A 26129-nucleotide genomic window follows, 5' to 3' on the forward strand; every position below is an offset into this window, starting at 1 on the left:
AATGACGTCAATAGTTCACTTGGAACTTTGACGTCACGCCTTTTGATGGTAAGTAAATATATTGTAAATAGCCTGAAAAAATTTTATCTAAATCGAGTGTTTTGATCACCTCATCTAATTGCTTTTTCAGTTCCGTTCCCTCTTCATCTTTAGATACTGCAATACTTGCAGGGATTAGACCAATTGATTGGTAATGAATACCGTAAATATCTTTTTCTGCCAATAAAGTCATCACTGATGATCGTTCAAACAAGAGCACATCTATACGACCTTTAATAAACATATCAACTAATTGATGCAAAGTCCGTACTTCAACAAATATATCAGGCTCTACACCAAGTTGCTGGGCAAAGAAGGTGGCGTTGCCTGCTGTAGTCCCTATACGATTTGGCTTGATGTGATCAATATTTAAATATTGTTGATCAAATGAGAAGAGATCTTATGTAGTCTGAATTTGCCAATCTAGTTCAAGGGCATATTGGTAGAATGTTGCTGTTTCCAAGCCTTTAGGTGTATGGCCTGCAATATCAATACGTCCGTATTTAAGCTCATGCTTAGCCCTTGAATAAGTCATCAGTCTCACGTCAAAACGAAATGCTGATTTCTGTTCAATTGCTCTTAGCATATCAACAGTAAGACCTTCTTTACCTTCAGTAATAAAGGGAGGAAGTGGCTCAAACGCGATAACAATTTTCCTATTGTCACATGTTGCTTTTGTTGTTAATAACAGTAAAATTAAGCATAATAAAACTCTCATTTATTCTCACGCTATAAGTCACGTTAATTAATATTATTGCGTAATTCACTGCCAAATAAAATAATTTACTGATTAAATAATTAGCAAGTACATTGTACAAAATTGATGTATATAAAACTTAATAAGCGCTAGAATAGAAAACCTTTATACTGATAAGGCTAGCTTTTTTGATGTGAAGTCATCATCGAGGCTAAAATGCCAGCTATAACGCACGTCACCGCTGCCAACTCAAACGATAACATTGCACCTTTACCGTCTAACCAAAAGATGCCCGATAAAAATGCTCCCAATGCCCCACCTATACCGTAAACGCCAGCAATATAAATCGCTTGTGCACGGTTCTGCTCTTGAATTGAGAAGTGTTGCTGTAAATATTGAATGGAAGCCGTGTGATATAGTCCAAAACTAGCAGCGTGTAACAGTTGAACAAAAAACAAAATTATCGCGCTATCAGCCCAATGACCTGTGACATACCATCGAAGAGCAGTTAAAAAAATACTTATGGCTAACAACACCCTAGGACCAAACAAATAATACAATCGCCCCGCGATAATAAAAATACCAATTTCAGCAACTGCACCAAGGCCAATATAAGCGCCAATTGCCATACTAGGATACGATAGATCACGAAGGTAAAGCGCAAAGAAACTATAATAAGGGCCGAAACTAATTTGTAATAATAAGCCCGCAGTAAAAAATAAAATAAAATTACGTTCTATTACTTTAGGGAAAATCGACACACGTTGAGCATTAGGTTTTATGTTTATCTTTGGCTGCTTAAGTAATAGGCTCGAGATAAACAGCGCCAATAAAATACCCCAGCCTAAAATAACGAACACATCAGGTTGACTATCCACCAACAGCTCGCCAGCAATAATCACCGAAATAATAAACCCGATACTGCCCCATAGACGTATACGTGAATAGATATTGGCATTACGTCTAACGCTAACTAAAGTCATCACTTCAAGTTGTGGCTGAATAGCAGTCCAAAATAGACTAAAAATTCCTAAGACAAAAGCGATAGGCCAATAATTCTCAACCCAAAATAATAACGAAAATAATACCAGCGATAAGCCAGCTCCTAATTGAATAATAAGCCTAAGCTTACCCGTTTTATCTGCGGCATTTGCCCAGAGAGTTGGACCAATAATTTTCGTGGCGGTAAAAATAGCAATGAGCTCGCCAATATCACCAGAATTAAAGCCTTTACCATCGAGGAATACGCCTAAATATGGCACAACTAACCCTACGATGGCAAAGTATGCAAAGTAACTAAAAGAGAAAGAAAGAAAGCGTGGTGAAAGTGACATTGCTGTTACTTCACCACGAATTTGCGGTTATCGTTCACCTGAAATTTGAGGTGTTGTGCAGATAGCATCTGCGTTTTGGCCACGATGGCGTAAAAAATGATCCATTAATGTTAATGCCAACATGGCTTCTGCGATAGGTACGGCACGAATACCTACACAAGGATCATGACGCCCTTTAGTAATTATCTCTGCGGCATTTCCATCAACATCGATGGTATTACCACTGACACCAATACTTGATGTTGGTTTTAATGCTAAATGTGCCACAACGGGCTGTCCGGAAGAAATCCCTCCTAACACACCACCAGCATGATTTGTTGCAAAACCTTCTGGCGTTAATTCATCTCGATGTTCCGAACCTTTTTGATTTACAACAGCAAAGCCATCACCAACTTCTACGCCTTTAACGGCATTAATTCCCATCATTGCATGCGCAATATCAGCGTCTAAACGGTCAAAAATGGGTTCACCAAGACCAACTGGTACATGCTTAGCAACAACCGTCACTTTGGCACCTATAGAATCTTTTTGTTTAATAATCGACCTAAGTAACTCATCAAGTTGCGTTAATTTATTTTCATCAGGAAAGAAAAAAGGGTTATCTTCAACGGTATTCCAATTATATTGCTCAGCGACAACATCACCAATTTGTGTCACACAACCGTTAATTTCAATACCAAACTTTTGCTTTAAGTATTTCTTAGCAATTGCGCCTGCGGCAACGCGCATTGCTGTTTCTCGAGCGGAAGAACGACCACCGCCTCGATAATCTCGTAAGCCATATTTTTGTGAGTAAGTATAATCAGCATGACCAGGACGAAACGATTGGGCAATATTACCGTAGTCTTTAGAACGTTGGTCAGTGTTTTCAATCATTAAACCTATAGGTGTACCTGTAGTTTTACCTTCAAAAACACCTGACATTATTTTGACTTCATCGGCTTCACGTCTTGCTGTTGTATAGCGAGATGTACCAGGTCGACGGCGATCTAAATCTATCTGCAAGTCTTCTTCAGAGATTTCAAGCCCGGGAGGACAGCCATCAATAATTGCGCCCAAACCTAAACCGTGGCTTTCACCATAGGTGGTCACTGTAAATAATTTACCAAACGTATTTCCAGACATACTTAACGTTTCACTCGCTGATTAAAAATTTCTTGATGTTGTTGTAATTGTGCTTTGCTTAAACAGAACACCCCATGACCGCCCCTTTCAAGGGTGAGCCATTGAAAATCAACCTCTGGATAAACAGCTTCCAAATGCACCTGTGAATTACCCACTTCGCAAACTAATAATCCGTCATCCGTTAAATGTTGCGCCGCTTGAGCAAGTATTACTCGGGTAATGTCTAAACCATCTGGACCGCTTCCTAAGCCCATTTCAGGCTCGTGCGTAAACTCAGTAGGTAGACTATCAACATCTTGTTGGTCAACATAAGGTGGATTGGTAACAATTAAATCATATTTAAGCGCTTCAACAGAAGTAAAAATATCAGATTGAATTGGAATAACTTGTTCAGTTAACCCGTGATTTTCAATATTGATTTGAGCAACATTCAACGCATCGACCGATAAATCTAGGGCGTCAACTTCTGCCTCAGGAAAATAATGAGCACATGCTATTGCAATACAACCACTGCCAGTACACAAATCAAGAATGCGGTGCACTTCTTTATCTTTAGCGATTAAAGGAAAAAAACGCTTTTCAATCCACTCGGCAATCGGTGAACGTGGCACTAACGTTCGTTCATCAACGTAAAACGGTAAACCAGCAAAGTAGGCTTGATTGGTTATATAAGCCGCTGGTACTTGTTGCTCTATTCGCTGTTCAATCAAGGCCAAACAAGCAAGCTTTTCATCCTGTGTTAAGCGACATTGCATAATATGCTCAGTTAAATGCGAGGGTAACTCGACAGCAAACATCATAAGGGTGATTGCTTCATCCCATGCGTTATCGTTGCCATGGCCAAAAAATAAGTCTGCGCGATTAAATTCGCTTGCTGCAAACCGCACATAGTCACCTAAAGTGAACAACTGCTTTGCTAATTCTTGATGTTGTTGAGTCACTCAACTCCCCTGTTAATTTTCGAATACTATGAGGTTTTACTTGTTATTCATAGCCGATATTTTTAGACTTCACGTATGAAATTTAAAGATGCCCTTTCGCCACAAGAAAAACAATTATTTAAAGACGCTATAGGTAAGGTCAAACCTATGGTGCACGACAAGATACACCCACAAAAAAAATCCATCAAGTCCCAGCGTACTATTCTTAAAGAAAAAGTAGAAAAACAACTCGCTAGCTTTCATTTCTCAGACGAATTTGAACCAAATTTGACCACACAAGGACCAATGAAGTATGTACGTGATGGTGACAGTGCCTACGAAGCGAAAAACCTAAGACGAGGCCTGTACCGCCCAGAGCTTATTTTAGATTTACACGGTTTAGCTCAACATCAAGCGAAACAAGAAATTGCCGCACTTTTGTATGCCAGCCAAAAAGAACATGTTCAATGTGTTTGTATTGTACACGGCCTAGGAGCAAAAATATTGAAAAACAAAGTGCCGCATTGGCTTGTACAACATCCAGATGTCATTGCTTTTCATCAGGCTCCTCTTGAATTTGGCGGTGACGGAGCTTTATTAGTATTACTCGATATTCACGATAAACTGATGCTCAAAGAAGATTAATACCACTTTAAAAGATAAATCAAACATTAACAAAGATCATAAGGAGCAACATGTCGGGTTAAATCTCCCTTCATTTTTTGCTTATCATAACTAATTTCAGCGATAGCGGCCGTCGAAAATAAGGGGGCGACTGTATCAAAGGTCAACTCATCAACTAAATAGCTTACCAGTGGCATGTGAGAAATGATCAATACACTTTCCAGTTTATCAGCTTGGCAGACACCATCAATATAATCATGCACTTCTCTAGCGTCGCCAGAAGGCGTAATAATATCAATTGTTGTAATGGGGGCGGAATGACTAACAGCTGACATTAATGTACTTGCCGTTTGCTGCGCTCGTTCAAAGGGACTAACAAAAACTTGGTCGAAAACAATATTGTTATCATTAAGCCATTTGGCCATTAATTTGGCTTCTAAGTGCCCTTGTTCTGTTAATGCCCTTTTGGCATCACTTGTTGCACGTGCACTTGCTTGACCATGGCGCATAACATATAACTGCATAACTTCTACCAAGCCGTTAAAAATATAAGAGAAATAATAAATTGGCGCTATAGTAAAGGAATACGAGACATTGTTATAACATCAGTTAAGAATAAAATGGACTCAACTTATTCCATAGGGTAATTTAGAAGAAAATATTCATGATGTTGTACGTTTAAACTAAGCACTTTTTGGTAAGCTCGGAGCAGGTTTTGAAACAAAGTCCAAATGATCATAAGACATACTCAGCTATCACCTTAGAAAATGGTCTGCGAGTGTTACTTGTTCATCACAAGGAATCTAAAAAAGCCGCCGCTGCCCTTGCTGTAAACGTAGGGCATTTTAGTGATCCCGACGATCGTCAAGGTATGGCACATTTTCTTGAACATATGCTTTTTCTAGGCACTGAAAAATACCCTGACGGTAGTGAATATCAAAAGTTTATTAGCCAATACGGTGGTTCTAATAATGCATGGACCGCTACAGAACACACCTGTTTCTTTTTTGATATTCATCACACCCATTTTGAACAAGCATTAGATAGATTTAGTCAGTTTTTTATAGCACCACTATTGTCAGAAGAGTTTGTGAATAAAGAACGTAAAAACATTGACGCAGAATTTAAACTAAAACTAAAAGATGATATTCGTCGTCTTTATGACGTACATAAAGCAACGATTAACCCTGAACATCCTTTTTCAAAATTTTCAGTTGGTAATACAGAAACGCTTTCTGACAAAGAAAACCGCTCATTACGCGACGAAGTTGACACATTTTTCCAGCAATATTACAACGCAAAAGCGATGACCTTAGTCTTGGAAGGCCCGCAAACGATTGAGGAGTTACGTTCATTCGCCACACAATATTTCACGGGTATTTCAGCTAATACATTACCGCCTAGTTTACCCGATGTTTCCTTGTATTTACCTGCTCATCAAGGCATTAAAATTCAAGTTCAACCGGTAAAAAACGAACGACAGTTAATCATCAGTTTTGCACTACCAAGTATCGATCAATACTATCGTCATAAGCCTGAATCATTATTAGCCTACTTATTAGGCCATGAAGGCGAAAACAGCATTTTGTCTTACTTAAAAAATAAACATTGGGCAATTGGGCTAACTGCAGGTTCAGGTATTAACGGCTATAACTTTAAAGATTTTAATATCAGCATTCGCTTAACGGATATAGGCACCCAGCATATTAATGATATTATCGACGCAGTATTCTTCTATATTTCCTTAATAAAAGAAGCTCCCTTAGCTGATTTTTACTATCAAGAAAAAAAAGCAATCGCAGAACTTTCTTTCCATTATCACGAAAAAACCAAACCTATTGACTCTGTCAGTCAGCTAGTCATTAATATGCAGCATTACCCTGAGGAAGACTATATCTATGGCGATTACATGATGGAGGGTATAGACAACAACAGTATTGAATACTTACTTGAAAAGCTTTCGCCTAATAACATGCGTGTTATTGTTATTGACCCGAAAGTGCAAGGCAATCAGGTAACTAATTGGTATCAGGTACCTTATAATGTTGAGCCTATAGCACAAAGTGAACTTGATCATTGGCAACATATTAATAAGGAACTTCCATTAGCCTTACCTTCAGTAAATAATTATATTGTCGGCAATCCTGTTGTTTACGAAAACCAACAAGACAAATTCTCACAGCCCCAGCGTATTACCCAGCAAGATGGCTTAACACTTTGGTACAAACAAGACCAAACATTTAAAGTCCCTAAAGGCTATATCTATATTGGCATTGACGCACCAGCAACGTTAGAAAATGCACAAACCATTGCGATGACTCGATTATATGTTGAGCTTTATACCGAGTCTGTTATCGAACAGCATTATGATGCAGAGTTAGCAGGCATACAGTACCACTTATATGCACATCAAGGGGGATTGACACTACAATTATCAGGCTTGAGTGAGAAACAAGAAGTATTACTCGCGCAATTACTAAATGAATTACAAAGCTTTCAATATCAAGAAAATAAATTTAATTTAATCAAAAAACAATTGATAAATCACTGGAATAACGCCGAAAACAGTAAATCTATCTCACAATTATTCTCGGCACTTAGCGCGACCATGCAGCCGAAAAATCCAGATGCTAAATCATTAACTTCGGCTTTAGAACAAACAACGTTTGCTCGCTTTACACAGTTTTGCCAGTCTATCTTTACACGTGTAAATATTGAAGTGCTCATTCACGGAAACTGGCAACGTGAACATGCAACATCCATTGAATACATCATCTTACAAGCTTTTAAAAATCAATTATCAAGCGACGCGAAACAAGAGGTTCCAGTATTAGACATACAACAGCAAGGCTCTCTCTATTATCCACTAGCGTTACCAAAACACGATCATGCCGCTGTTATTTATTACCCTATGGTAGACCGAGCAACGACTACCGTTGCATTAACCATGATTATTAGCCAAATACTGTCACCGCAATTTTTTCATCAGATGCGCACTGAAAAACAATATGGCTACTTAGTGGGGGTTGGTTATGTGCCAATCAATCGTTACCCTGGTATCGCATTTTACATACAATCACCAAATCATAATGCTGATAGTTTACTTTCAGCGATGGATGACTTTATTAACAACAGCGGCGACCTCATAGATCAAATGAGTGAAGATGATTGGCATCATCTACAGAAAGGTCTTGCTAGTCAGCTACAAGAAAAAGACACCAGCTTACGCATTAAAAGCCAACGGTTTTGGAATGCAATATGTAACCAAGAGTTCGATTTCAATCAAAAACAAACCTTAATTGACACTTTATTGCGTATTAACAAAGATGATATCAAACAGTTTTTACTAAACAATATTGTCGTTTCAAAACAACCTAAAGATCGCCTATGCCTAGCCTCTTTAGCGCAAACATCTACTGAACAACTAACAGAGTTAAAAAATAAATTAACAAAGCTATCAATAAAACACTAAACCTGCCGATATAGTTACTTACGTAAATGAATAAAATAAAGACATGCAGGGTAATAATTTCGTCAAAAAGTTGACTTAACCATTATTCTGCTTTGTAATGGACTAAATAATAATAATACGTAACGTATTTATAGGTAGTGTTAAGTGCGTCTTTCTATTTCTAAATTTTTGTTCTGTAAAGATAAAAACATATTTTCCACACTCGTATTTCTTGCCGCAATTTTTCCAACTTTTTTACATGCTTCAACACAAATAAACCAACATGGCACGCCGCTTACCGTTCAGCACTTAAAGCCTGCACAAGGTTTGTCACAAAACTATGTTTTTGACATGGTGCAAGACAAAGATGGCTTTATTTGGGTTGGTACTGATGATGGATTAAATAAATACGATGGTAAATCCTTTAAACAATATCGTTTCAATTCACTTGATGCACAATCGCTCGCCGGCAATAGTATTCGAAACTTACTAATCGATTCAAATAATAACTTATGGATTGGTACTGACAACGGCGTTAGTATTTACAATACTGAATTAGATAACTTCACCACATTTCGCGCAGAACAAGGTAATGATAATACGCTTACCGATAATTTTGTTTGGCAAATTTATGAAGATGCCAACCACAATATTTGGGTCGCGACCGAAAATGCATTACATCGTTTTAATAAAGAAGAACAATCATTTACTCATATAAAAGTCAGAAAAATTTCAGACAATACCTTATTAAATTTCAATGCGATAAGAACTTTCTTCCAAGATGAAAAAGGCAATTATTGGATCAGCAACTACGATGGTGACTTTTATATTTTAACGCCAAACTTAACACCAGATACGGTATTAACCAACCAAATAGCTGAAACATTAGGCGGTCAAACCTTTAAAATTCGTCAAATTGAATACCACCAGCGTAAAAACCATTATTGGATTGCTGTCGATAATAGCATTGTCATACTTGATAGTAATTTTGACCTTTATCGTCAATACGACTTAAACCAAACAAATAGTGCAGTGACTGAAATTAGAAGCTTTGGCAAGCTGAACGATGCACTATACTGGGTTGGCACCGACAATGGCCTTTATTCTATTAACCCTTTAGAAGATAAAGCGTTTAAACATCAGTTTTCAAATATTACCCCGCATGCCTTCAATACTAATATAATTAAAGTGTTTATCGATAATGAAAAACATATTTGGATTGGCAGTTTTAACGGTTTAATGAAAGCCAATTATTCCTCTTTGCTAATTTCTCATAGTAAAAACTTAGCAACTCCAATTGTTGAAAACATTGAGAATATCACGGCTCTTGAAGAACACATTTTATTGTCTAAAGATGGTGAACTGGCGCTTTTCAATACGCAATCTAACACCCATAAAAACATTCCACTAGCACATCCAGTTGATCAAATATTTCAAACAGCCGAAGACACCTACATTGTTTCAATGCACAATGAGCTTTTTCGATTTAACAGCAAAACATTGATACCTGAAGAAATTCAACCTTGGACAACTTCAAAACGACATCAACTAGGTATTAACCTCATTGGCCTACAAAACAAAATTTGGTACATAGAAGACTCAGGAAATCTCTCTTCTTTTGATTTATTGGATTTTTCCACACAGCCTCATTTAAACAAGAAGAAGTTTTTAAATTTATCGGCCACTAAAGATGGTAATTTGCTGCTAATTTCTACAAAAAAAGAACTTTTATATTATCAAGTTGATTCAAACTCAGTGAAAGAGTTTACGCTCAAAAATAAGCATAACTTCATTTTTGAAGACATCATTACTATCAAAGATACGACAAAGTATTTAATTCTTGGCTCAAATTCGCAAGGTGCATTAGTGGTGAATAAAGCCAATGGTCATGGCACTTGGTTTAATGAAACATCTGGATTACTCAATAATTATATTAACGCTATAGTACTAGATAGTAATGGAAACGCTTGGCTAAGTAGCAACAAAGGGTTTAGTTTTATTGATCTACAAACATTAGATGTAAGAAATTTTTATAAAGATTATAATCTTGAAAATAATGAAAATTATGCCCATAGCTCAACGATAGACACCAATGGCAATATTTACTTTGGTGGAAATAACGGCTTCAATTGGTTTACACCAGACAAACTACTCGCTTTTACTTTTGAAATTTCTCCCCCCGTACTCACTTCATTATTAATCGCAAATAAAGAAGTATCGGTAACTTCAACGCCAACCAAAGATCAATTTACTTTATCCGCTCAGCTTAATACCCTAAAAGAAATTACCTTAGCGCATGTTCACTCCCCTTTTAGTATTGAATTTATATCACCAAATGCTAGCTTGCCCGAACAACTTGGCTATCAATACCGCTTAATAGGTGTTGATGATAATTGGCTAACAGCAACCGCAAATAATTTACGAGCAACCTATACCAATTTAAGTGCTGGCAGTTATGTTTTTGAAGTTCAGGCTTATGACCGCTATTCGCCAAAAACGTATACGGCTAATAGTTTATCGATAGAAATACTGCCCCCTTGGTGGTTATCTAGTAGTGCAATTCTTGTTTATAGTCTCGTAGTACTATTGGCACTATCTTATTTATTACAACAATTTAGACATAAAAGAATTTATCACTTACAAATTAAAGAAAGTGAAGAGCGCCTTAAACTATCACTCTGGGGTAGTGGCGATGAAATGTGGGACTGGAACATTAAAAACGGTAAAATTTATCGCTCTAATATTTGGGGTACGCTTGAATTTCCACAAGATGGCAAGCGCAACTTAGGTAATAACGATGATAATGAAACCAATGTAAACAAAGGTGATATCACACGGATAACTAAAGCACTACAAGATCACTTTGACGAAAAAACAGAACATTTCGAAGCTACCTATCGTGTTAAGAACAAACTAGGTAATTGGATTTGGATTTTAGACCGCGGCAAAATAGTTGAACGCGATGAGAAAAATAACCCTGTTCGAATGACTGGAACATTAAAAGACATCAGTCAAATAAAGAAAGCTGATGAGCGCTTAAAGTTATTTGCCAAATGCTTTGAAAACATCTCAGACGCTGTAGTCATTTACGATCGTCAATTTTTTGTTGTGGATATCAATAAAGCTTTCCAACGTATTACCGGTAAAACTAAAAAGCAAATGATTGGCGAACCATTAACCTTCAGGCAATACCCTGACAGTTTCGCTAATACAGTTAAACAACACTTGTTAACCAAAGGTAGTTGGCACGGTGAAATAGAAAGTAAACGTGATGACGGTATGCTTTATCTTACCGATCTAAACATTGATATAATTCGCGATGAAAATAGCAGCATTTCTCACTTTGTCGGTGTTTTTTCAGATATTACCAAACGTAAAGAAACCGAAGCAGAATTACGAAAACTGGCGAACAGCGATACGTTAACAGGTTTACCAAACCGCTCATATTTCCAAGCAAACCAAACCAGATTAGTAAAAAATAAAGTGTCTCATGCATTACTTGTTTTTGATTTAGATAATTTCAAAAAAGTGAACGACTCTATGGGGCATGAAGTTGGCGATGTTTTATTGTGTAAAGTTGCTGAGCGAATAAGAACGGTTGGTAGATCACAAGATACCGTGTATCGATTAGGGGGGGATGAGTTTAGTATCATCGTTGAAAACACTAACGATATCCATACGATCACAACCATCGCAAAAAATATACTACGCACTATTGCCCAACCATTAAGATTAAAAAATCACGAGATCGTACTTTATTCAAGTATTGGTATTGTACTTTATCCTGAAGATGGTGCTACTCCGCAAGAATTACTTAAAAATGCTGACACCGCGATGTACCACGCAAAAAATGCTGGTGGCAATCGTTATAAGTTCTTTAATAGCTCCATGAATGAACAAGCAGTGAAGCGTTTACAAATAGAAGGACTTATTCGACATGGCTTAAAAGAAGATTTCTTCTCTGTGTTTTATCAACCCAAAATTGAAATCAAAACAGGTAAAATAGCGGGTATGGAAGCGCTGGTTCGATTTGAAACCCCATCTAAAGGCATTATTAGCCCATTGACTTTTATCCCTGTTTCCGAAGAAACCGGCCAAATCATTGACATAGGAGAAGTCGTTTTACGTAAAGCATGTTATGCCACCAAAGTATGGATTGATGCCGGCTTATTCGACGGCCGTATTGCTGTAAACTTATCTGCAGTACAATTTACCCAACCTAATTTAGTTGGCATGATTGCAGAAATACTTGCTGAAACAGGCTTACCGGCAAAACACTTAGAGCTTGAAATTACCGAAGGAACGGTGATGGACTCGCCTCAACAAGCCATTGATACCATGTTACAAATTCGTGCAATGGGCATACATTTATCACTCGATGATTTTGGTACGGGTTATTCATCATTGGCTTACTTAAAGAAATTCCCGCTGAATACGTTAAAAATTGATAAAGCCTTTGTTGATGATATAGAACAGTCAGAGCAAGGTCGAAATATGGTAGCTACTATTGTTACCATCGCACACAACCTAAGCTTACAGGTGGTTGCTGAGGGCGTAGAAACCAATCAACAATTAAGCTTTCTGTCCGGTTTACGCTGTGAACAGTTACAAGGTTATTTGTACAGTAAACCATTAGCAACAGAAGATTTCCGTCGTTATTTAGTGTCCCATCAAATTACTGACAAATCTACGTCGTTTAACCGTTCATAATAATGAACGCCGTATTTTTAGCCGTCAGATTTATGACGGCTAAAAATAAACGCGAGACTCACTGCTCTCTGACCCTCTACTTATACTGATATTACACATATTTTCCACATTGGCACATTAATCGCTTATTCCTAGTTGCGTTTACAATCATAACCAATAAAGGAAAATAAAAAATGTTAAGTTCAATCATCTTATCTTTGGTAGTTAATACATCACCGACTCCTGTAGTTGATCAAGATTCATTAACCATTGAACAAGTAGGTAGAAAAGTAAGTACAGTGCGTATTAATAATGATTTTGCTGTTGAAAAAACAGGCCGTAAGGTAAGTACTGTTCGTATTAGTAATGACTTTGCCGTTGAAAAAACGGGTCGTAAGGTAAGTACTGTTCGTATTAATAATGACTTTGCCGTTGAAAAAACGGGCCGTAAAGTAAGTACTGTTAGAATTTAAGGTGTAAATATGTTGAGATTTATCAAGGATATCTTCGCTATCGCACCAAAAGAAAATGCGATTGCAGCGAAAATTATCATTAAAGAATTACCAGCTGCTACGTCATTATAGTATGCAACAAAACACTATCATAATCGCTACAAGGAAGTTAGCGGCTATAATCCTTCTACGTTAATTAATAAGACTTAAGCACGCAGAATAAGTGCATTCCAACCAAATAAACTATTCACTTTCATTCGTTTTTTCATACAAAACATTGGCCAAACAAATGGACCAAACACAAAGCCAGCAAATGCCCAACGCTTTCGACCCAAGCCACTTGTAAATGCCTGACAGTAAAAGAATAAAGCTGAGAATAACGCTAATACAGGAATTAAAAACAACATAACAATTAGTTCCAATGCGACTTATAAAGATGAATTGGCGCGTATTATAGACAATTAGAGTATTTATTCAACAACTTTAGAGTATTTAAACTAACTTATCATCCATAAATGTTTAATGCGTTTATATGTAATAAAAAAGAGGCAATAAACTGCCTCTTTTTATTTACCTTTGATTAACAAGTTGGCAATAATTCACCTAGTCGTTATAAAACGTTTCACCTTGATTTGCCATATTTACTAATGACTCACTCGGTGCATATCTATCTCCATATAACGCTTTAAATTGATTTAGCTGTGTCACAACTTTCTCAATACCTAAAGTGTCCATATAGCGGAAAGGTCCCCCTAAAAATGGCGGAAAGCCAATGCCAAATATAGCCCCAATATCCCCATCTCGCGCGTTTCGGATAATACCTTCTGCTAAACACTCTACTGCTTCATTTAACATCATATAGATGCATCGCTTTGCGATTTCTTCCGAGGCTAACTTACCTTGCGGTGAAATATTTAATAACTGATAGACACTCTGATCAACTTCTTTCTTCTTAACGTCATAACGATAGAAGCCCTTTTTCGCCTTCTTACCTAATCGACCATCATCAATTAACTTATCAAAGGCTTCGGGTGGCGCAAATCGTTCGCCTAACTCTGCTTGCAAAATAGGACCGATTTTAGCACCAACATCAATACCAACTTCATCAAGTAACTGCATAGGGCCAACTGGAAACCCTGCATTTACTAACGCACGATCTAATTTATCTATCGGCTCGCCCGCTAATAATAAAATAGCCGCTTCATTCATGTATGGCGCTAAAATACGATTAACATAAAATCCTGCTTTATCTTTAACAACAATTGGTGTTTTACCTTGTTTTTTAGCAAGGGCTACTGTTGTTGAAATCACTTGTTCAGAGGACCCTTCATGGGGAATGATTTCAGCCAGTGGCATTTTGTCTACGGGTGAAAAATAATGTAAGCCAATAACATTTTCTGCACGCGTTGCTTTTGCGGCAATCTGCCCAATAGGTAAGCTTGAAGTATTGCTGGCAAAAATGGTTGAAGAAGCACAGTGTTGTTCAATGTCTTGCACCATGCTTTGCTTTAACGCAAGATCTTCAAAAACCGCTTCAATAACAACATCCACATCATGAAAACCAGAATAATCCGTCGTACCTGTCATCATTGCCATTTGCTTTTGCATTTCGCTTTTACGCATAAAGCGGCGTTTCACTTTTTTATTTAATAAGTCATAACCATATTTGAATGCGTTTTTCAGACCTTGATCACCAATATCTTTAATACGTACCGGCAATTTAGCTTTCGTTGCAGTGACAAATGCAATCCCGCCGCCCATAAGACCACCACCAAGCACAGCTACTTTTTTTATTGTACTTGGTTCTACTCCTGCGACACCTTGCTCTTTCTTCATCTCGGTAGTGGCAAAAAATATTTGTCGTAATTGATACGACTCAGGTGTCATCACTAATTCGCCGAACAGGTCAGCCTCTAATTGAAACCCTTTCGCCGGAGATTGTTCTACGCCCATTTTTACACATTTTATAATGTTTAATGGTGCGGGATAATTACCTTTTGTTTTTTTATTTACCGTTTTAATGGCTTGATCAAATAACACTTTACGGCCAATAGGTGTTTTTTCAAGCGCCTTACCTACAAGGTTTAATTTTACTGGTTTATAATGGTTTTTACCTGCTCTTATTTTTCCAGACAGTACCATTTTTTCGGCAACATCAATCAACACTGTATTTGGCACAACATCATCAACTAACCCTGCTTTTAATGCTTGTTTCGCGCGTAATTGTTTACCTGTCAGCATCATATCTAACGCTTTTTGAATACCGACTAGCTTAGGCAATCTTTGTGTACCGCCACTTCCTGGTAACAAACCTAATTGTACCTCAGGTAAACCAAGTGCTGTTTTAGGATTATCTGAACAAACTCTTGCATGACAGGCCATCGCAAGTTCTAAGCCGCCACCTAAGCAAGCCCCATTAATTGCTGCTACCACAGGAATATCGAGGGAGGCTAATTGATCAAAAACCATTTGTCCTTGTCTGGATAGCGTTGTCGCTTCTTCTGCTGTTTTACAGCTTGCTAGCATGTTTATATCAGCGCCAGCAACAAAGGAATCTTTTTTGCCACTGCAAAGCACAACCCCAAGCAACGAGGTATTCGCTTTAATTTCTTGTAAAATTGTCGCAATTTCGTCTGCAAATGCTGACTTTAATGTGTTCATCGACTCGTCAGGCACATCCATCACTAAATGGGCAACATTATTGTCTTGAATCGATAAAGTAAACGTTGTTGTATCTGTCATTATTCTGTCTCCAACACCATTGCTGCGCCTAAGCCACCTGCAGCACAGGCGGTTGTCAAACCAACTCCACCACCTCTGCGACGTAACTCGTTAAGCACCTGAGTAATTAATCGGGTTCCTGTCGCCGCAAAAGGATGGCCGTATGCCAATGAACCGCCCATGACATTAAAAATGTCCATATCAATTTCACCAATTGCTTTGTCACGACCTAAATGCGTTTGTGCGAATGTCTTACTGCCAAACATTTTAACATTCGCTAACGCTTGCGCGGCAAAAGCTTCATGCATTTCTATCAAGTCTAAGTCTTTTAATTCCATGCCCGCGCGTTTAAGTGCGATAGGTGTTGCAAAACTTGGCCCCATCAGCATATCTTCCCACACATCGATGGCAGCAAAACCAAAGCTACGAATATAACCTAGCGGTTCATACCCTAATTCTTTTGCACGACCTTCTCGCATTAATAAAATAGCTGATGCGCCATCAGTCAATGCTGTACTGTTAGCAGCTGTAACCGTGCCATGTTTACGATCAAATACAGGGCGTAATTTTGCATAACTTGCTAGATCTGAATTTTCTCTAATGCAATTATCTTTATCTATATAGTGCTTGTAAGGTTCAACATGTGCGGTCATCACCTCATTAGCAAGTTTACCGTCTTTCCAAGATTGAGTAGCTAATTCATGCGAGCGATGAGCTAGTGCATCTTGATCTTCACGAGTAATACCGTAAGTTTTTGCCATTTGTTCAGCGGTTTGCCCCATTGAAAGCCCCGTTGAGTATTCAGCAACCGCTGGCGGCACTGGCAATAAATCTTTGAAACGAAGGGTTTTCAATAAAGATAATTTCTGGCCCAATGTTTTAGTCTTACTCAAATCAAGTAACGTTCTCGCGAATTTTTTTGATACCCCTATCGGCGCTACGGACAATGAATCTGCGCCTCCAGCAACTCCTATGTCCACCACGCCTGAAAGTATCGATTCAGCGACATTAACCGTTGACTGAAAACTTGTCGCACATGCGCGTGATACACTGTAAGCATCAGTATGAACATTCATACCAGTGCCTAAGACAATTTCACGAGCAATATTAGGTGCCTCTGGCATTTGAACCACTTGACCAAAAACTAGTTGGTCGATAAGTTTAGGGTCAATTTCAGTTTTATTGATTAATTCATTAACCACAATTTTCCCAAGATCTAATGCAGGAATCCCGTGAAAAGCAGTTGCTTGTTTCGCGAAAGGTGTTCTCAAACCAGCAACAACGGCAATACGTTCACCTGAAGCTGTTTTTAATGATAATGACATGATGTTTCCTTATTGCAAAGAGGTCTGACCTCTTTATTTTTCAATTCATTCTAACGACATTTACAAGGAATTCAACTCACTATATAGGCTAGTTAACGCATTTATAATATCAAGCTAGTGAGTGTTCTCCCCACAAGTATATGAAATTCTGACGATTATGCTAAAATGATGTCGATAAAAAAACGTTACAATTTAGTAGTAGCTCTTGTTTTTGTATTAGGGAACCATATATCAAAACAAGAGTCTGAAATCTTCAGTAAAAATTCATTAACGAAAAAAGAACAATTATCATGGCTATTGAGTATTTTTCATCGCTTAAAGAACATTTATCCGCACAAATTGTTGGACAAGAAGCATTAGTTGAAAACCTATTGATTGCCTTATTGGCAAACGGACATTTAATCGTTGAAGGGCCTCCTGGGCTAGCAAAAACACGCGCAGTAAATGCTCTAGCGCAAGGCGTAGAAGCAGACTTTCACCGCATTCAATTTACACCTGATTTGCTACCCGCTGATTTAACAGGCACGGATATTTATCGTCCTGAAGATGGCAGTTTTGTTTTTCAATCGGGCCCCTTGTTTAGAAACTTAGTACTGGCCGATGAGATTAACCGAGCGCCGGCAAAAGTTCAATCGGCACTATTAGAGGCCATGGCCGAAGGCCAAATTACCGTTGGTAAAAACACCTATAAACTGCCAGATTTATTTCTCGTTATGGCTACACAAAACCCTATTGAGCAAGAAGGAACGTACCCACTTCCTGAAGCACAGTTAGATCGGTTTCTTATGCACTTAGAAATTGACTACCCTGATGCACAAAGTGAGCTTGAGATTTTAAAAATCAATCGTGGTGAAGCGTTAAATAAACCCGTAGAAAAGATCAGCCAAATTTCACAAGCAGATATTTTTGCTGCAAGAGAACAACTACTGCAAATACATATGTCTCCTGCGATTGAAACATATATCGTCGATTTAATTATGGCAACGCGCCAACCGGAAAAGTACGACGATAAATTAAAACAATGGTTAGCCTATGGTGCTAGTCCACGAGCTACCATTGCATTAGATCGTTGCGCCAGAGCACGCGCTTGGCTACACGGACGAGATTTTGTCGGGCCAGATGACGTTCAAGCTGTTGTTCATAATGTATTACGCCATAGACTTCTACTGACCTATCAAGCGGAAGCAGAAGGGATTACGACGAATGATCTGCTAGATCATATTCTTACTCAGGTAGCTGTGGGTTAATTATTGTTACATGTGGTTTAAGTCTAAAACACCAACAGCGACCTTTGATCCTAGCCAGCAATTAGCCAGTTTAATGGCTAACGGTGTATCTATTACGATCAATGAGCTGCTTCAATACCAAAATAAAGCTTCGCTTATTAATCTTACGGCAAATAAAAACTTACACGGACAATTAGCGGGTAACTATTTAGCTCGCACTAAAGGTCGTGGTATGGAATTTGATGAAGTAAGGCATTATCAAACAGGCGATGATATTCGCACCATAGATTGGCGTGTCACTGCTCGAACGGGTGAAACACATACCAAATTATTTCGTGAAGAAATAGAGCGCCCTGTGATTGTGGCAACTGATTTAAGCAGTAATATGTTGTTTGGCAGTAAGTTATTGTTCAAATCTGTTCAGGCTGCGCATTTAGCCGCGTTATTGGCATGGCATACCAAACAACGCGGTGATCGTTTTGGCGGTATTGTGTTTAACGAATCCTCTCATACCGAATTGAAACCACGAAGCAGACAGCAAGGCGTGTTACATTACCTTCATGCCTTAACGACATGTCATCAACAATCAAGCTTGTTATTGGCACAAGATAGTCCAGATGTTGACGAAAAAACACATGCATTCGCGCAAAACTGTTTACGATTAAGACAGGTTTCTCGCCCGGGCAGTTTAGTGTATTTTATTACCGATGGTCACCATACATCAGATGAAGCTATACGGCACTTAGCCAATATTAACCGCCATTGTGAATTAGTAGTTTGCTTGATCTCAGATCCACTTGAACACCAGTTGCCTTCGGTAAAAACAAAAGTAAATGTCAGTATTACTGACGGACAGCATAAACAACAATTAACCCTAGGCGATCAAAACACAGCAGCGGAATATGCAGCGCATGCTCAATCGCTGATCTCTGAAAAAGAAGCCCTACTTGAGAAAGCAGGTGCTCGTTTGTTGCATTTTTGTGCCGGACAATCATTAGAACAACAAATCAAAAACGGAGTTGCACCATGGATCCGTTAGCCCAATTAAAAGACATTCATTTACCAGAGCAAGTCCATCAATGGCCTGTTGCAATGGGATGGTGGCTGCTATTAACAGCGCTCGTTATCTTGTTAATTATTGTCATGATTAAAATCGTGCAAAAAAGAAAACTGCTTGCTGATAAAAAACAAGCGATGACGTTACTCAACTCAACAGACATGAATGCAGAGCAAATTATTGCAACACTAAAGTGGCTTTCTATGCGTTACTTTCAACGAGGCCATGTTGCGAAGCTTCATGGTAAAGCGTTTGCCAATTTTTTAATTTCAGTTATGCCAGAGAAAAAACAAGCATTAATTGCTGAAAACTTGCCAGAACTGTTAATAGCGCACTATCGCAACGCAAATGATGAAGAAGCATTAAATGAACTGAAACAACAAGCGATATTATGGATAAACTGTGCATTACCGCCCAAAGCAGAATCTAAACCAACGCAACTGGAGCCTGCTCAATGATCGAATTAGCATTGCCTTGGGTGTTATTAGCACTGCCTTTGCCATTAATCGTGTATTTTCTACCCGCAACCGCAAGCAATGAAGCTGCGCCACTGAAAATGCCGGTTTTAGTCTCTTCAAGCACACCTAAAACCTTATTAGGTAACCAGAAGAAAACACCTATATCATTGCTGGCATTGTTATGGATTTTACTGGTAGTTTCAGCGAGTCAACCACAGTGGTTAGGCGAGCCTGTAAATATTCCCACTGAAGGACGAGAACTTATGGTTGCCGTCGACCTGTCTGGCAGTATGCAAGTGGAAGACATGAGCTTAAATGGCGCAACCGTTAATCGCCTTGATATGTTAAAAGTACTATTAGGAGACTTTATTGATCGCAGAGTTGGTGATCGCATCGGTTTGATCTTATTCGGTGATGACGCCTATATGCAAACGCCCATGACTTTTGATAGAAAAACCGTCAAACAGATGCTCGATGAAACGGTACTAGGTTTGGTTGGTAAGCAAACTGCAATTGGTGATGCTATTGCGCTTTCCGTTAAACGTTTTGCCGAAAAGAAAGATTCAAACCGCGTTCTCTTGTTATTAACTGACGGTCAAAACACCGCGGGTAAAATATTACCTGAACAAGCACTAGAATTAGCTGTTGCGAAAAACGTGACGATTTATTCTGTTGGTATTGGTGCTGATGTGATGATCCAACGTTCGTTATTTGGTAAACGCCGCGTAAATCCATCAAGTGAGTTAGATGAAGAAACATTAACTAAGCTTGCTGTAGATACCGGTGGTAAATACTTCCGCGCACGAAGCAGTGAAGACATGGAAGAAATCTATCAATTACTCGATCAACTAGAGCCTGTTGAGCAAGAACAGCAACAAATGCGACCATTAACCGCCCTGTTTTATTACCCTTTAGCATTTGCTGCTATTATCGTTTTTAGTTACATTTTATGGTTAAATATTTCAATATATCGACCAATAGGAAAATCAAAAAATACACAAGTAGTAGGTGATAATAATGGCTGATTTTCACTTCATTCGACCTTGGTGGTTGTTAGCTACCGTAGGGTTAATTATTACCCTTTATTTACTGAAAAAACATAATGTTAATCAATCGGGTTGGCAAAAATTAATTCCTAAACATTTAGCAAATGTACTCATCGAAGGCAAACAGAGTGCAAAGGGATTATCGTTAACTATTCCCTTTTTAATAGGATTATTAGCGATCGTGGCACTTGCTGGCCCAACCTGGAAAAAATTACCCCAGCCTGTATATCAATTGGCACGTGGTTCGGTGTTAATTATGGATATGTCGTATTCAATGTATGCAACTGATATATCCCCTAATAGGTTAACCAGAGCTCGCTACAAAGCCATAGACTTATTAGAAAAATTGAACGAAGGTGAAATAGGCTTAATCGCTTATGCAGGCGATGCTTTTACCATTAGTCCATTAACAGAAGATATTAACAACATTGAATTACTGTTACCGTCTTTAAGTCCAGATCTTATGCCTGCTCTTGGTAGTAACCCATATGCAGCTTTGGCTTTAGCCAGCGATATGTTAAAAAATGCTGGTCATGTTGAAGGCGATGTCTATTGGTTTACTGACGGCATTGATCAAGAAGATGTACAAGATCTCACGAATTGGGTCAGAGAAAACCCATATCGTTTAAATATAATGGGGATCGGAACCACAGCAGGTGCGCCAATAAAATTACCGAATGGTCAATTACTCAAAGATGACAGTGGTGCGATTGTGGTACCCAAGTTATCAGAAAACTTATTATCCACCGTTGCAGCACAAGGCAAAGGACAATATGCTCGCATGGTAAACAGTAATCAAGATATTGACACCATTGTATTACCGCCAATAAAGCACGATGCAGAAAGTAACAATGAAAGTTCACAAACCGGCGATCAATGGCAAGAGTTTGGACCTTACCTAGTGTTATTAATGTTACCTTTAGTTTTGCTATATTTCCGTCGTGGAAAACTACTTACCCTAGTACCTATTTTATTCTTAATGACACCAAGCAAGCCCGTTTATGCTGACTTCTGGCAGAATTTATGGCAAACGAAAGATCAACAAGGTCAAGCCTTATACAACGCTAAAGATTATGAAAAAGCTGCCAATACTTTTGAAGATCCAATGTGGCAAGGCAGTGCACATTACCAGGCGGGTAACTATCAAGCAGCACTTGACGCTTTTTCAAAGGGTCATGACGCCGATGCTTTATTCAATCAAGGAAACGCACTGGCTAAATTACAACAATTCGACGAGGCACTTGCTGCCTACGATAAAGCGTTAGAGTTAAACCCAGAGCTACAAGACGCCAAAGAAAATAAAGCGTTGGTAGAACAATTAAAACAGCAACAAGAACAACAACAAAATCAAGATAATCAACAGAATAAAGATCAAAATCAACAAGAAGAAAATAACGAACAACAAAGCGATCAAAACCAACAACAAGAACAAGAAAAAAATCAGCAGCAAAGTGAAGACCAACAAGAGCAAAATAAAGAACAGCAACAACAGGCAGCTCAAGACCAGCAAAAAGAGCAAGAACAAGAGCAAAATCCTGAACAAGAAAATCAAGCCCAAGAAAAGCCTGAGCAGCAACCCGAGCAGCAACAGGAACAACAAGCTAAGGCAGCTAAAGCCCAACAAGAACAAGAAATGGAGCAAAAGCATCAGCAACTGTTAAATAAAGTCACTGATGATCCTTACTTATTATTGCGTAATAAAATGCAGTTGGAATATCAAAAACGTCGTCAAAATAGAACCAGCGTAGGAGCACAGAAAAAGTGGTAAAAGTTTTAACCGCCCTTTTAACGTTATTTATTACAGTAAATGCGTACGCGTTAACTGAAGTTACTGCAACTATCGACAAAAACCCAGTGATTGTTAATGAGTCATTCGTATTAACGGTAGTCGCAAATGATGATGTTGACACGAACGCTTTAGATACATCAGCGTTGATGCAAGATTTTATCGTAGGCCGTACCTCAGTTAGTTCGCAAACGAGCATGGTAAACTTTAAAACAACTCGCACCACCCGTTGGACGACAGTATTAATTGCCAGAAAGGCAGGAAATTACACGATTCCACCACTAACAGTGGATGGCGTAACCACCAAACCAATAGACGTAAAAGTCATTAACGCAAGCGAAAACAATACCGACACACAGCAAACGTTGTTTATCACAACGGATATTTCTGCAAAAGATGTCTATGTTCAACAACAATTAACGTTGACCATTAAGTTACATTTCGCTGCGGAATTAAAAAGAGGCAGCCTAACAGAACCCGAACTTGAAGGCGCAAATATCACTCAAGTAGGTAAAGACAAGGAAGGTGAAACAATCATCAATGGCATTCGTTATCGAGTTATTGAACGAACCTATGCTATTAGCCCGCAAAAAAGCGGTGAATTTACGTTAAAATCACCAGTATTTTCAGGCGAAATCATGGTGCCTTCAACGCGTAGAAATAGCTTTTTAAGCTTTGCAGAAACGAAACCTGTCAGTGTCATCGGAGAAGAAATCCCCATTAACGTTAAGGCGATTCCGACAAACTATCAAGGTACATGGTTACCTAGCGAGTTATTATCCATTCACCAAGAATGGCAGCCAAAAGTTACGGAGTTTAAAGTCGGTGAACCCATTACACGGGTGATCACATTAACCGCTGCGGGGCTATCAGAAGAACAGTTACCAGAATTAGAAATGTCATTACCTGCAGGATTGAAGGTATACCCAGATCAAGCTGAACTACACACGGGCATGAATAACAATCGATTAGTCAGTCAAAAAGTACGGAACTTTGCCATCGTTGCCAATAAACCCGGAAACTACCAATTGCCTGAAATAGTTATCCCTTGGTGGAACACCGTGACCAATGAATATCAAGAAGCAGTCATTCCAGCACAAATTATTACCATAGCGGCGAATACTGAACAACCTGAGTTTGTTTTACCACCAAACGAAGCACAAATAACGCCAACACAAACCCCGATTGAAAAAACAGTATACGTAGAAAAAGCCTCTATACTTCAATGGGTATTTCTCGCATTGTGGCTGTTAACATTATTGGCATGGTTGATTACGTATCAAAAACAAAAAAGTACGCAAAAAACAGCGGTTGTATCCAAGGTAAATGATCACTACTTAGCACTTTTAGCGGCCTGTAAAAAACATAATAGCGAACAAGTTTTTACCCATTTACTGCCTTGGTATAACAGTTTAAATCTACAATCAGTTTCTACTATTAGTCAGTTACTAGCATCAACAAATAATCAACCGCTTATCGCTGCCATTGAAGAACTGCAACTTGCAAAATATGGACAAGCCCCCATTGCATGGCAGGGTGACAATCTAGCGAAAGCAATCCAGCAAGTAAATAAAACCCAAAGTACACAACAACAGAACAATGGTTTTCAACTTAACCCATAAGCTTAGTTGTGCATTAGCGGTCAATGTTAAAATGAGAAAGCAGCGAAGAGATGCCCTCTAACTGCTTTCTTTACTTCGTACATACAGCCCTCTCCAAATACCCTATAATTAGAGCAACGCAAAACAACGTATAAATTTTTTCTTATTAAGAAATTTAATTCGTTATGCTCAGGTCTATAACACCATGGCGACAAAACAAGTTAGATATGAAGCACTCGTGAAGGCATTACATGGCGATCTTTATCGTTATGCCTTTTGGCTCACACATGACCGTCAAGTGTCAGAAGATTTAGTGCAAGAAACCTTTTTACGTGCATGGCGAGCATTAGATTCATTAAAAGATGAAAAAGCGGCGAAGTCATGGTTAATTACTATTTTACGTAGAGAAAACGCAAGACGTTTCGAACGTAAAAGATTTGAGATGAGTGAGTATGAAGAAGCAACAATACAAGATGTAAAATCCACTAACGCTGAACAAGAAATTGAAAATCAATGGCTAAGAGATAAAATTGCTAAAATGCCTGAAGAATATAGAGAGCCTCTGGTACTGCAAGTGATCGGCGGCTTTAGCGGTGAAGAAATCGCAACCATGTTATCTCTTAATAAAAATACCGTGATGACTCGGCTATTTCGCGCGAGAAATCAATTAAAAGACGCACTAGAAGACGAACCAATTATGCGAGGTTTCCAAAATGGATGATTTGCAATTTAGACGTGAAATTTATGCAGATCCCAAATCCAATTCGCCTGAAATACTTAAGGCGAAGAATACAGATCCTGCAAAATTAAAATTTGCACAAGAAGTAGAGGCACTCGATGATAAAATCTCAAATGCGCTTAATATTCCTGTGCCTGATGACCTTTGTCAAACATTGATCTTACGTCAATCATTGGCAAGTCATCAGCAACAAAAACGCAAGAAGTATATTAGAGTAGCGCTTGCTGCTTCCATCACCTTGGCAATTGGCCTAACAGTTAATCAATTGCAGTTTTCTCATGCTTATGACTCGGTTGGTGATTACGCTATTGCTCACGTTAATCATGAAGCAAAATACTTCTCTAACAGTATAGAAGCTAATATTCCCTTAGGCGCACTTAACAAAAAAATGGCATCATTTAACGGAAGCTTTACCGATTCAATGGGAGACTTATTAATGGCAGAATTTTGCCGATTTGACGGTATAAAAAGCTTACATATGGTATTTCGAGGCAAAAATAGCCCCGTGAATATTTTTGTCGTACCTCAAAGTAAACATTTATCCTATAAAACCGTTTTTGATAATCATCAATACAACGGCATAGTTAGCAGCACTAATGATAGCCACATAATTGTTGTTGGGGATAAAGCTGAGCCGTTAAAGCAATGGCAGCTAAAATTACAAAATCAGTTACGATGGTTTTCATAATCGAAACACCACAATATTGTTAAGACATCAGAATTAATAAATTAAGGCCTGTTGATCTTTCGCGTTTATTTTTGCAGCCGTTTATTGGTATTTAGACAAGGCATTGCGATTAATGTGTGGTTATTCCACATGAAAAAGCAATAACGACGTA

21 protein-coding genes are annotated in these 26129 nt (G+C 38.4%); 12 read left to right on the top strand and 9 right to left on the bottom strand.

Annotated elements, in window-relative coordinates:
* Positions 1–7: 7 nt before the first annotated feature.
* The 5 genes from BI291_RS17370 to prmB form a co-directional block, all read right to left on the bottom strand.
* Entirely contained in the window at positions 8–301 is a 294-nt protein-coding gene (locus tag BI291_RS17370) for a hypothetical protein (RefSeq protein ID WP_074500566.1), read from the bottom strand.
* Positions 302–439: 138 nt separating this feature from the next.
* Positions 440–757, bottom strand: a complete 318-nt coding sequence (locus BI291_RS17375; protein WP_074500567.1) for a hypothetical protein — start codon at positions 755–757, stop codon at positions 440–442.
* A gap of 158 nt (positions 758–915) precedes the next feature.
* On the bottom strand, positions 916–2070 hold the full coding sequence (locus tag BI291_RS17380) for an MFS transporter (protein ID WP_074500568.1): 1155 nt from the start codon (positions 2068–2070) through the stop codon (positions 916–918).
* Positions 2071–2097: 27 nt separating this feature from the next.
* Positions 2098–3195: a chorismate synthase gene (gene aroC, locus BI291_RS17385; RefSeq protein WP_074500569.1), complete on the bottom strand. Its 1098-nt coding sequence runs from the start codon at positions 3193–3195 to the stop codon at positions 2098–2100.
* A 2-nt stretch (positions 3196–3197) separates the two neighbouring features.
* Positions 3198–4136 (bottom strand): 50S ribosomal protein L3 N(5)-glutamine methyltransferase, encoded by a 939-nt coding sequence (prmB, locus tag BI291_RS17390; RefSeq protein WP_074500570.1) that lies wholly within the window; start codon positions 4134–4136, stop codon positions 3198–3200.
* 75 nt (positions 4137–4211) lie between these two features.
* On the opposite strand from prmB, the gene smrB reads away from it, so the two are divergent.
* Positions 4212–4760 carry an endonuclease SmrB gene (gene smrB, locus BI291_RS17395; RefSeq protein WP_074500571.1) on the top strand — a complete coding sequence of 183 codons (549 nt, stop codon included), beginning with the start codon at positions 4212–4214 and terminating at the stop codon, positions 4758–4760.
* A gap of 26 nt (positions 4761–4786) precedes the next feature.
* Here smrB and sixA read toward each other — a convergent pair whose 3' ends face one another.
* Complete coding sequence (gene sixA, locus BI291_RS17400) at positions 4787–5263, bottom strand: phosphohistidine phosphatase SixA (RefSeq protein WP_074500572.1); 477 nt, start codon at positions 5261–5263, stop codon at positions 4787–4789.
* A gap of 191 nt (positions 5264–5454) precedes the next feature.
* On the opposite strand from sixA, the gene BI291_RS17405 reads away from it, so the two are divergent.
* From BI291_RS17405 to BI291_RS17415, 3 genes are all read left to right on the top strand, one after another.
* Positions 5455–8211 (top strand): insulinase family protein, encoded by a 2757-nt coding sequence (locus tag BI291_RS17405; protein ID WP_074500573.1) that lies wholly within the window; start codon positions 5455–5457, stop codon positions 8209–8211.
* A 144-nt stretch (positions 8212–8355) separates the two neighbouring features.
* Positions 8356–12900: an EAL domain-containing protein gene (locus BI291_RS17410; RefSeq protein WP_083602160.1), complete on the top strand. Its 4545-nt coding sequence runs from the start codon at positions 8356–8358 to the stop codon at positions 12898–12900.
* 173 nt (positions 12901–13073) lie between these two features.
* On the top strand, positions 13074–13352 hold the full coding sequence (locus BI291_RS17415; RefSeq protein ID WP_074500574.1) for a hypothetical protein: 279 nt from the start codon (positions 13074–13076) through the stop codon (positions 13350–13352).
* Positions 13353–13537: 185 nt separating this feature from the next.
* Here the strand turns inward: BI291_RS17415 and BI291_RS17420 are convergent, their stop codons facing one another.
* From BI291_RS17420 to fadI, 3 genes are all read right to left on the bottom strand, one after another.
* Positions 13538–13738, bottom strand: a complete 201-nt coding sequence (locus BI291_RS17420; protein WP_074500575.1) for a hypothetical protein — start codon at positions 13736–13738, stop codon at positions 13538–13540.
* Positions 13739–13934: 196 nt separating this feature from the next.
* Entirely contained in the window at positions 13935–16073 is a 2139-nt protein-coding gene (fadJ, locus tag BI291_RS17425; RefSeq protein ID WP_074500576.1) for a fatty acid oxidation complex subunit alpha FadJ, read from the bottom strand.
* Positions 16073–17377: an acetyl-CoA C-acyltransferase FadI gene (gene fadI, locus BI291_RS17430; protein WP_074500577.1), complete on the bottom strand. Its 1305-nt coding sequence runs from the start codon at positions 17375–17377 to the stop codon at positions 16073–16075. Before fadI ends, fadJ begins: the two co-directional genes overlap by 1 nt.
* Before the next feature lie 290 nt (positions 17378–17667).
* Between fadI and BI291_RS17435 the strand changes: the two genes are divergently transcribed.
* The 8 genes from BI291_RS17435 to BI291_RS17470 all read left to right on the top strand — a co-directional run bounded on the left by BI291_RS17435 (position 17668) and on the right by BI291_RS17470 (position 25978).
* Positions 17668–18624 carry a MoxR family ATPase gene (locus BI291_RS17435; protein ID WP_074500578.1) on the top strand — a complete coding sequence of 319 codons (957 nt, stop codon included), beginning with the start codon at positions 17668–17670 and terminating at the stop codon, positions 18622–18624.
* A gap of 10 nt (positions 18625–18634) precedes the next feature.
* Positions 18635–19642 carry a DUF58 domain-containing protein gene (locus tag BI291_RS17440; RefSeq protein WP_074500579.1) on the top strand — a complete coding sequence of 336 codons (1008 nt, stop codon included), beginning with the start codon at positions 18635–18637 and terminating at the stop codon, positions 19640–19642.
* The gene (locus BI291_RS17445) at positions 19630–20118 is read left to right on the top strand and encodes a DUF4381 domain-containing protein (RefSeq protein WP_074500580.1); all 489 of its coding nucleotides are present in this window, start codon (positions 19630–19632) and stop codon (positions 20116–20118) included. Before BI291_RS17440 ends, BI291_RS17445 begins: the two co-directional genes overlap by 13 nt.
* A complete protein-coding gene (locus BI291_RS17450; RefSeq protein ID WP_074500581.1) occupies positions 20115–21143 on the top strand; it encodes a VWA domain-containing protein in 1029 nt (342 codons plus the stop codon). The genes BI291_RS17445 and BI291_RS17450 overlap by 4 nt, the downstream gene beginning before the upstream one ends.
* The gene (locus tag BI291_RS17455) at positions 21136–22932 is read left to right on the top strand and encodes a VWA domain-containing protein (protein WP_254849611.1); all 1797 of its coding nucleotides are present in this window, start codon (positions 21136–21138) and stop codon (positions 22930–22932) included. Before BI291_RS17450 ends, BI291_RS17455 begins: the two co-directional genes overlap by 8 nt.
* Positions 22926–24572 (top strand): BatD family protein, encoded by a 1647-nt coding sequence (locus BI291_RS17460; RefSeq protein ID WP_254849612.1) that lies wholly within the window; start codon positions 22926–22928, stop codon positions 24570–24572. The genes BI291_RS17455 and BI291_RS17460 overlap by 7 nt, the downstream gene beginning before the upstream one ends.
* A 184-nt stretch (positions 24573–24756) precedes the next feature.
* The gene (locus BI291_RS17465; protein WP_083602162.1) at positions 24757–25272 is read left to right on the top strand and encodes a sigma-70 family RNA polymerase sigma factor; all 516 of its coding nucleotides are present in this window, start codon (positions 24757–24759) and stop codon (positions 25270–25272) included.
* On the top strand, positions 25265–25978 hold the full coding sequence (locus BI291_RS17470; RefSeq protein WP_074500584.1) for a DUF3379 family protein: 714 nt from the start codon (positions 25265–25267) through the stop codon (positions 25976–25978). Before BI291_RS17465 ends, BI291_RS17470 begins: the two co-directional genes overlap by 8 nt.
* Positions 25979–26129: the final 151 nt, after the last annotated feature.

It is taken from the genome of Thalassotalea sp. PP2-459, assembly GCF_001913705.1.
Classification (GTDB): Bacteria; Pseudomonadota; Gammaproteobacteria; order Enterobacterales; family Alteromonadaceae; genus Thalassotalea_C; species Thalassotalea_C hakodatensis.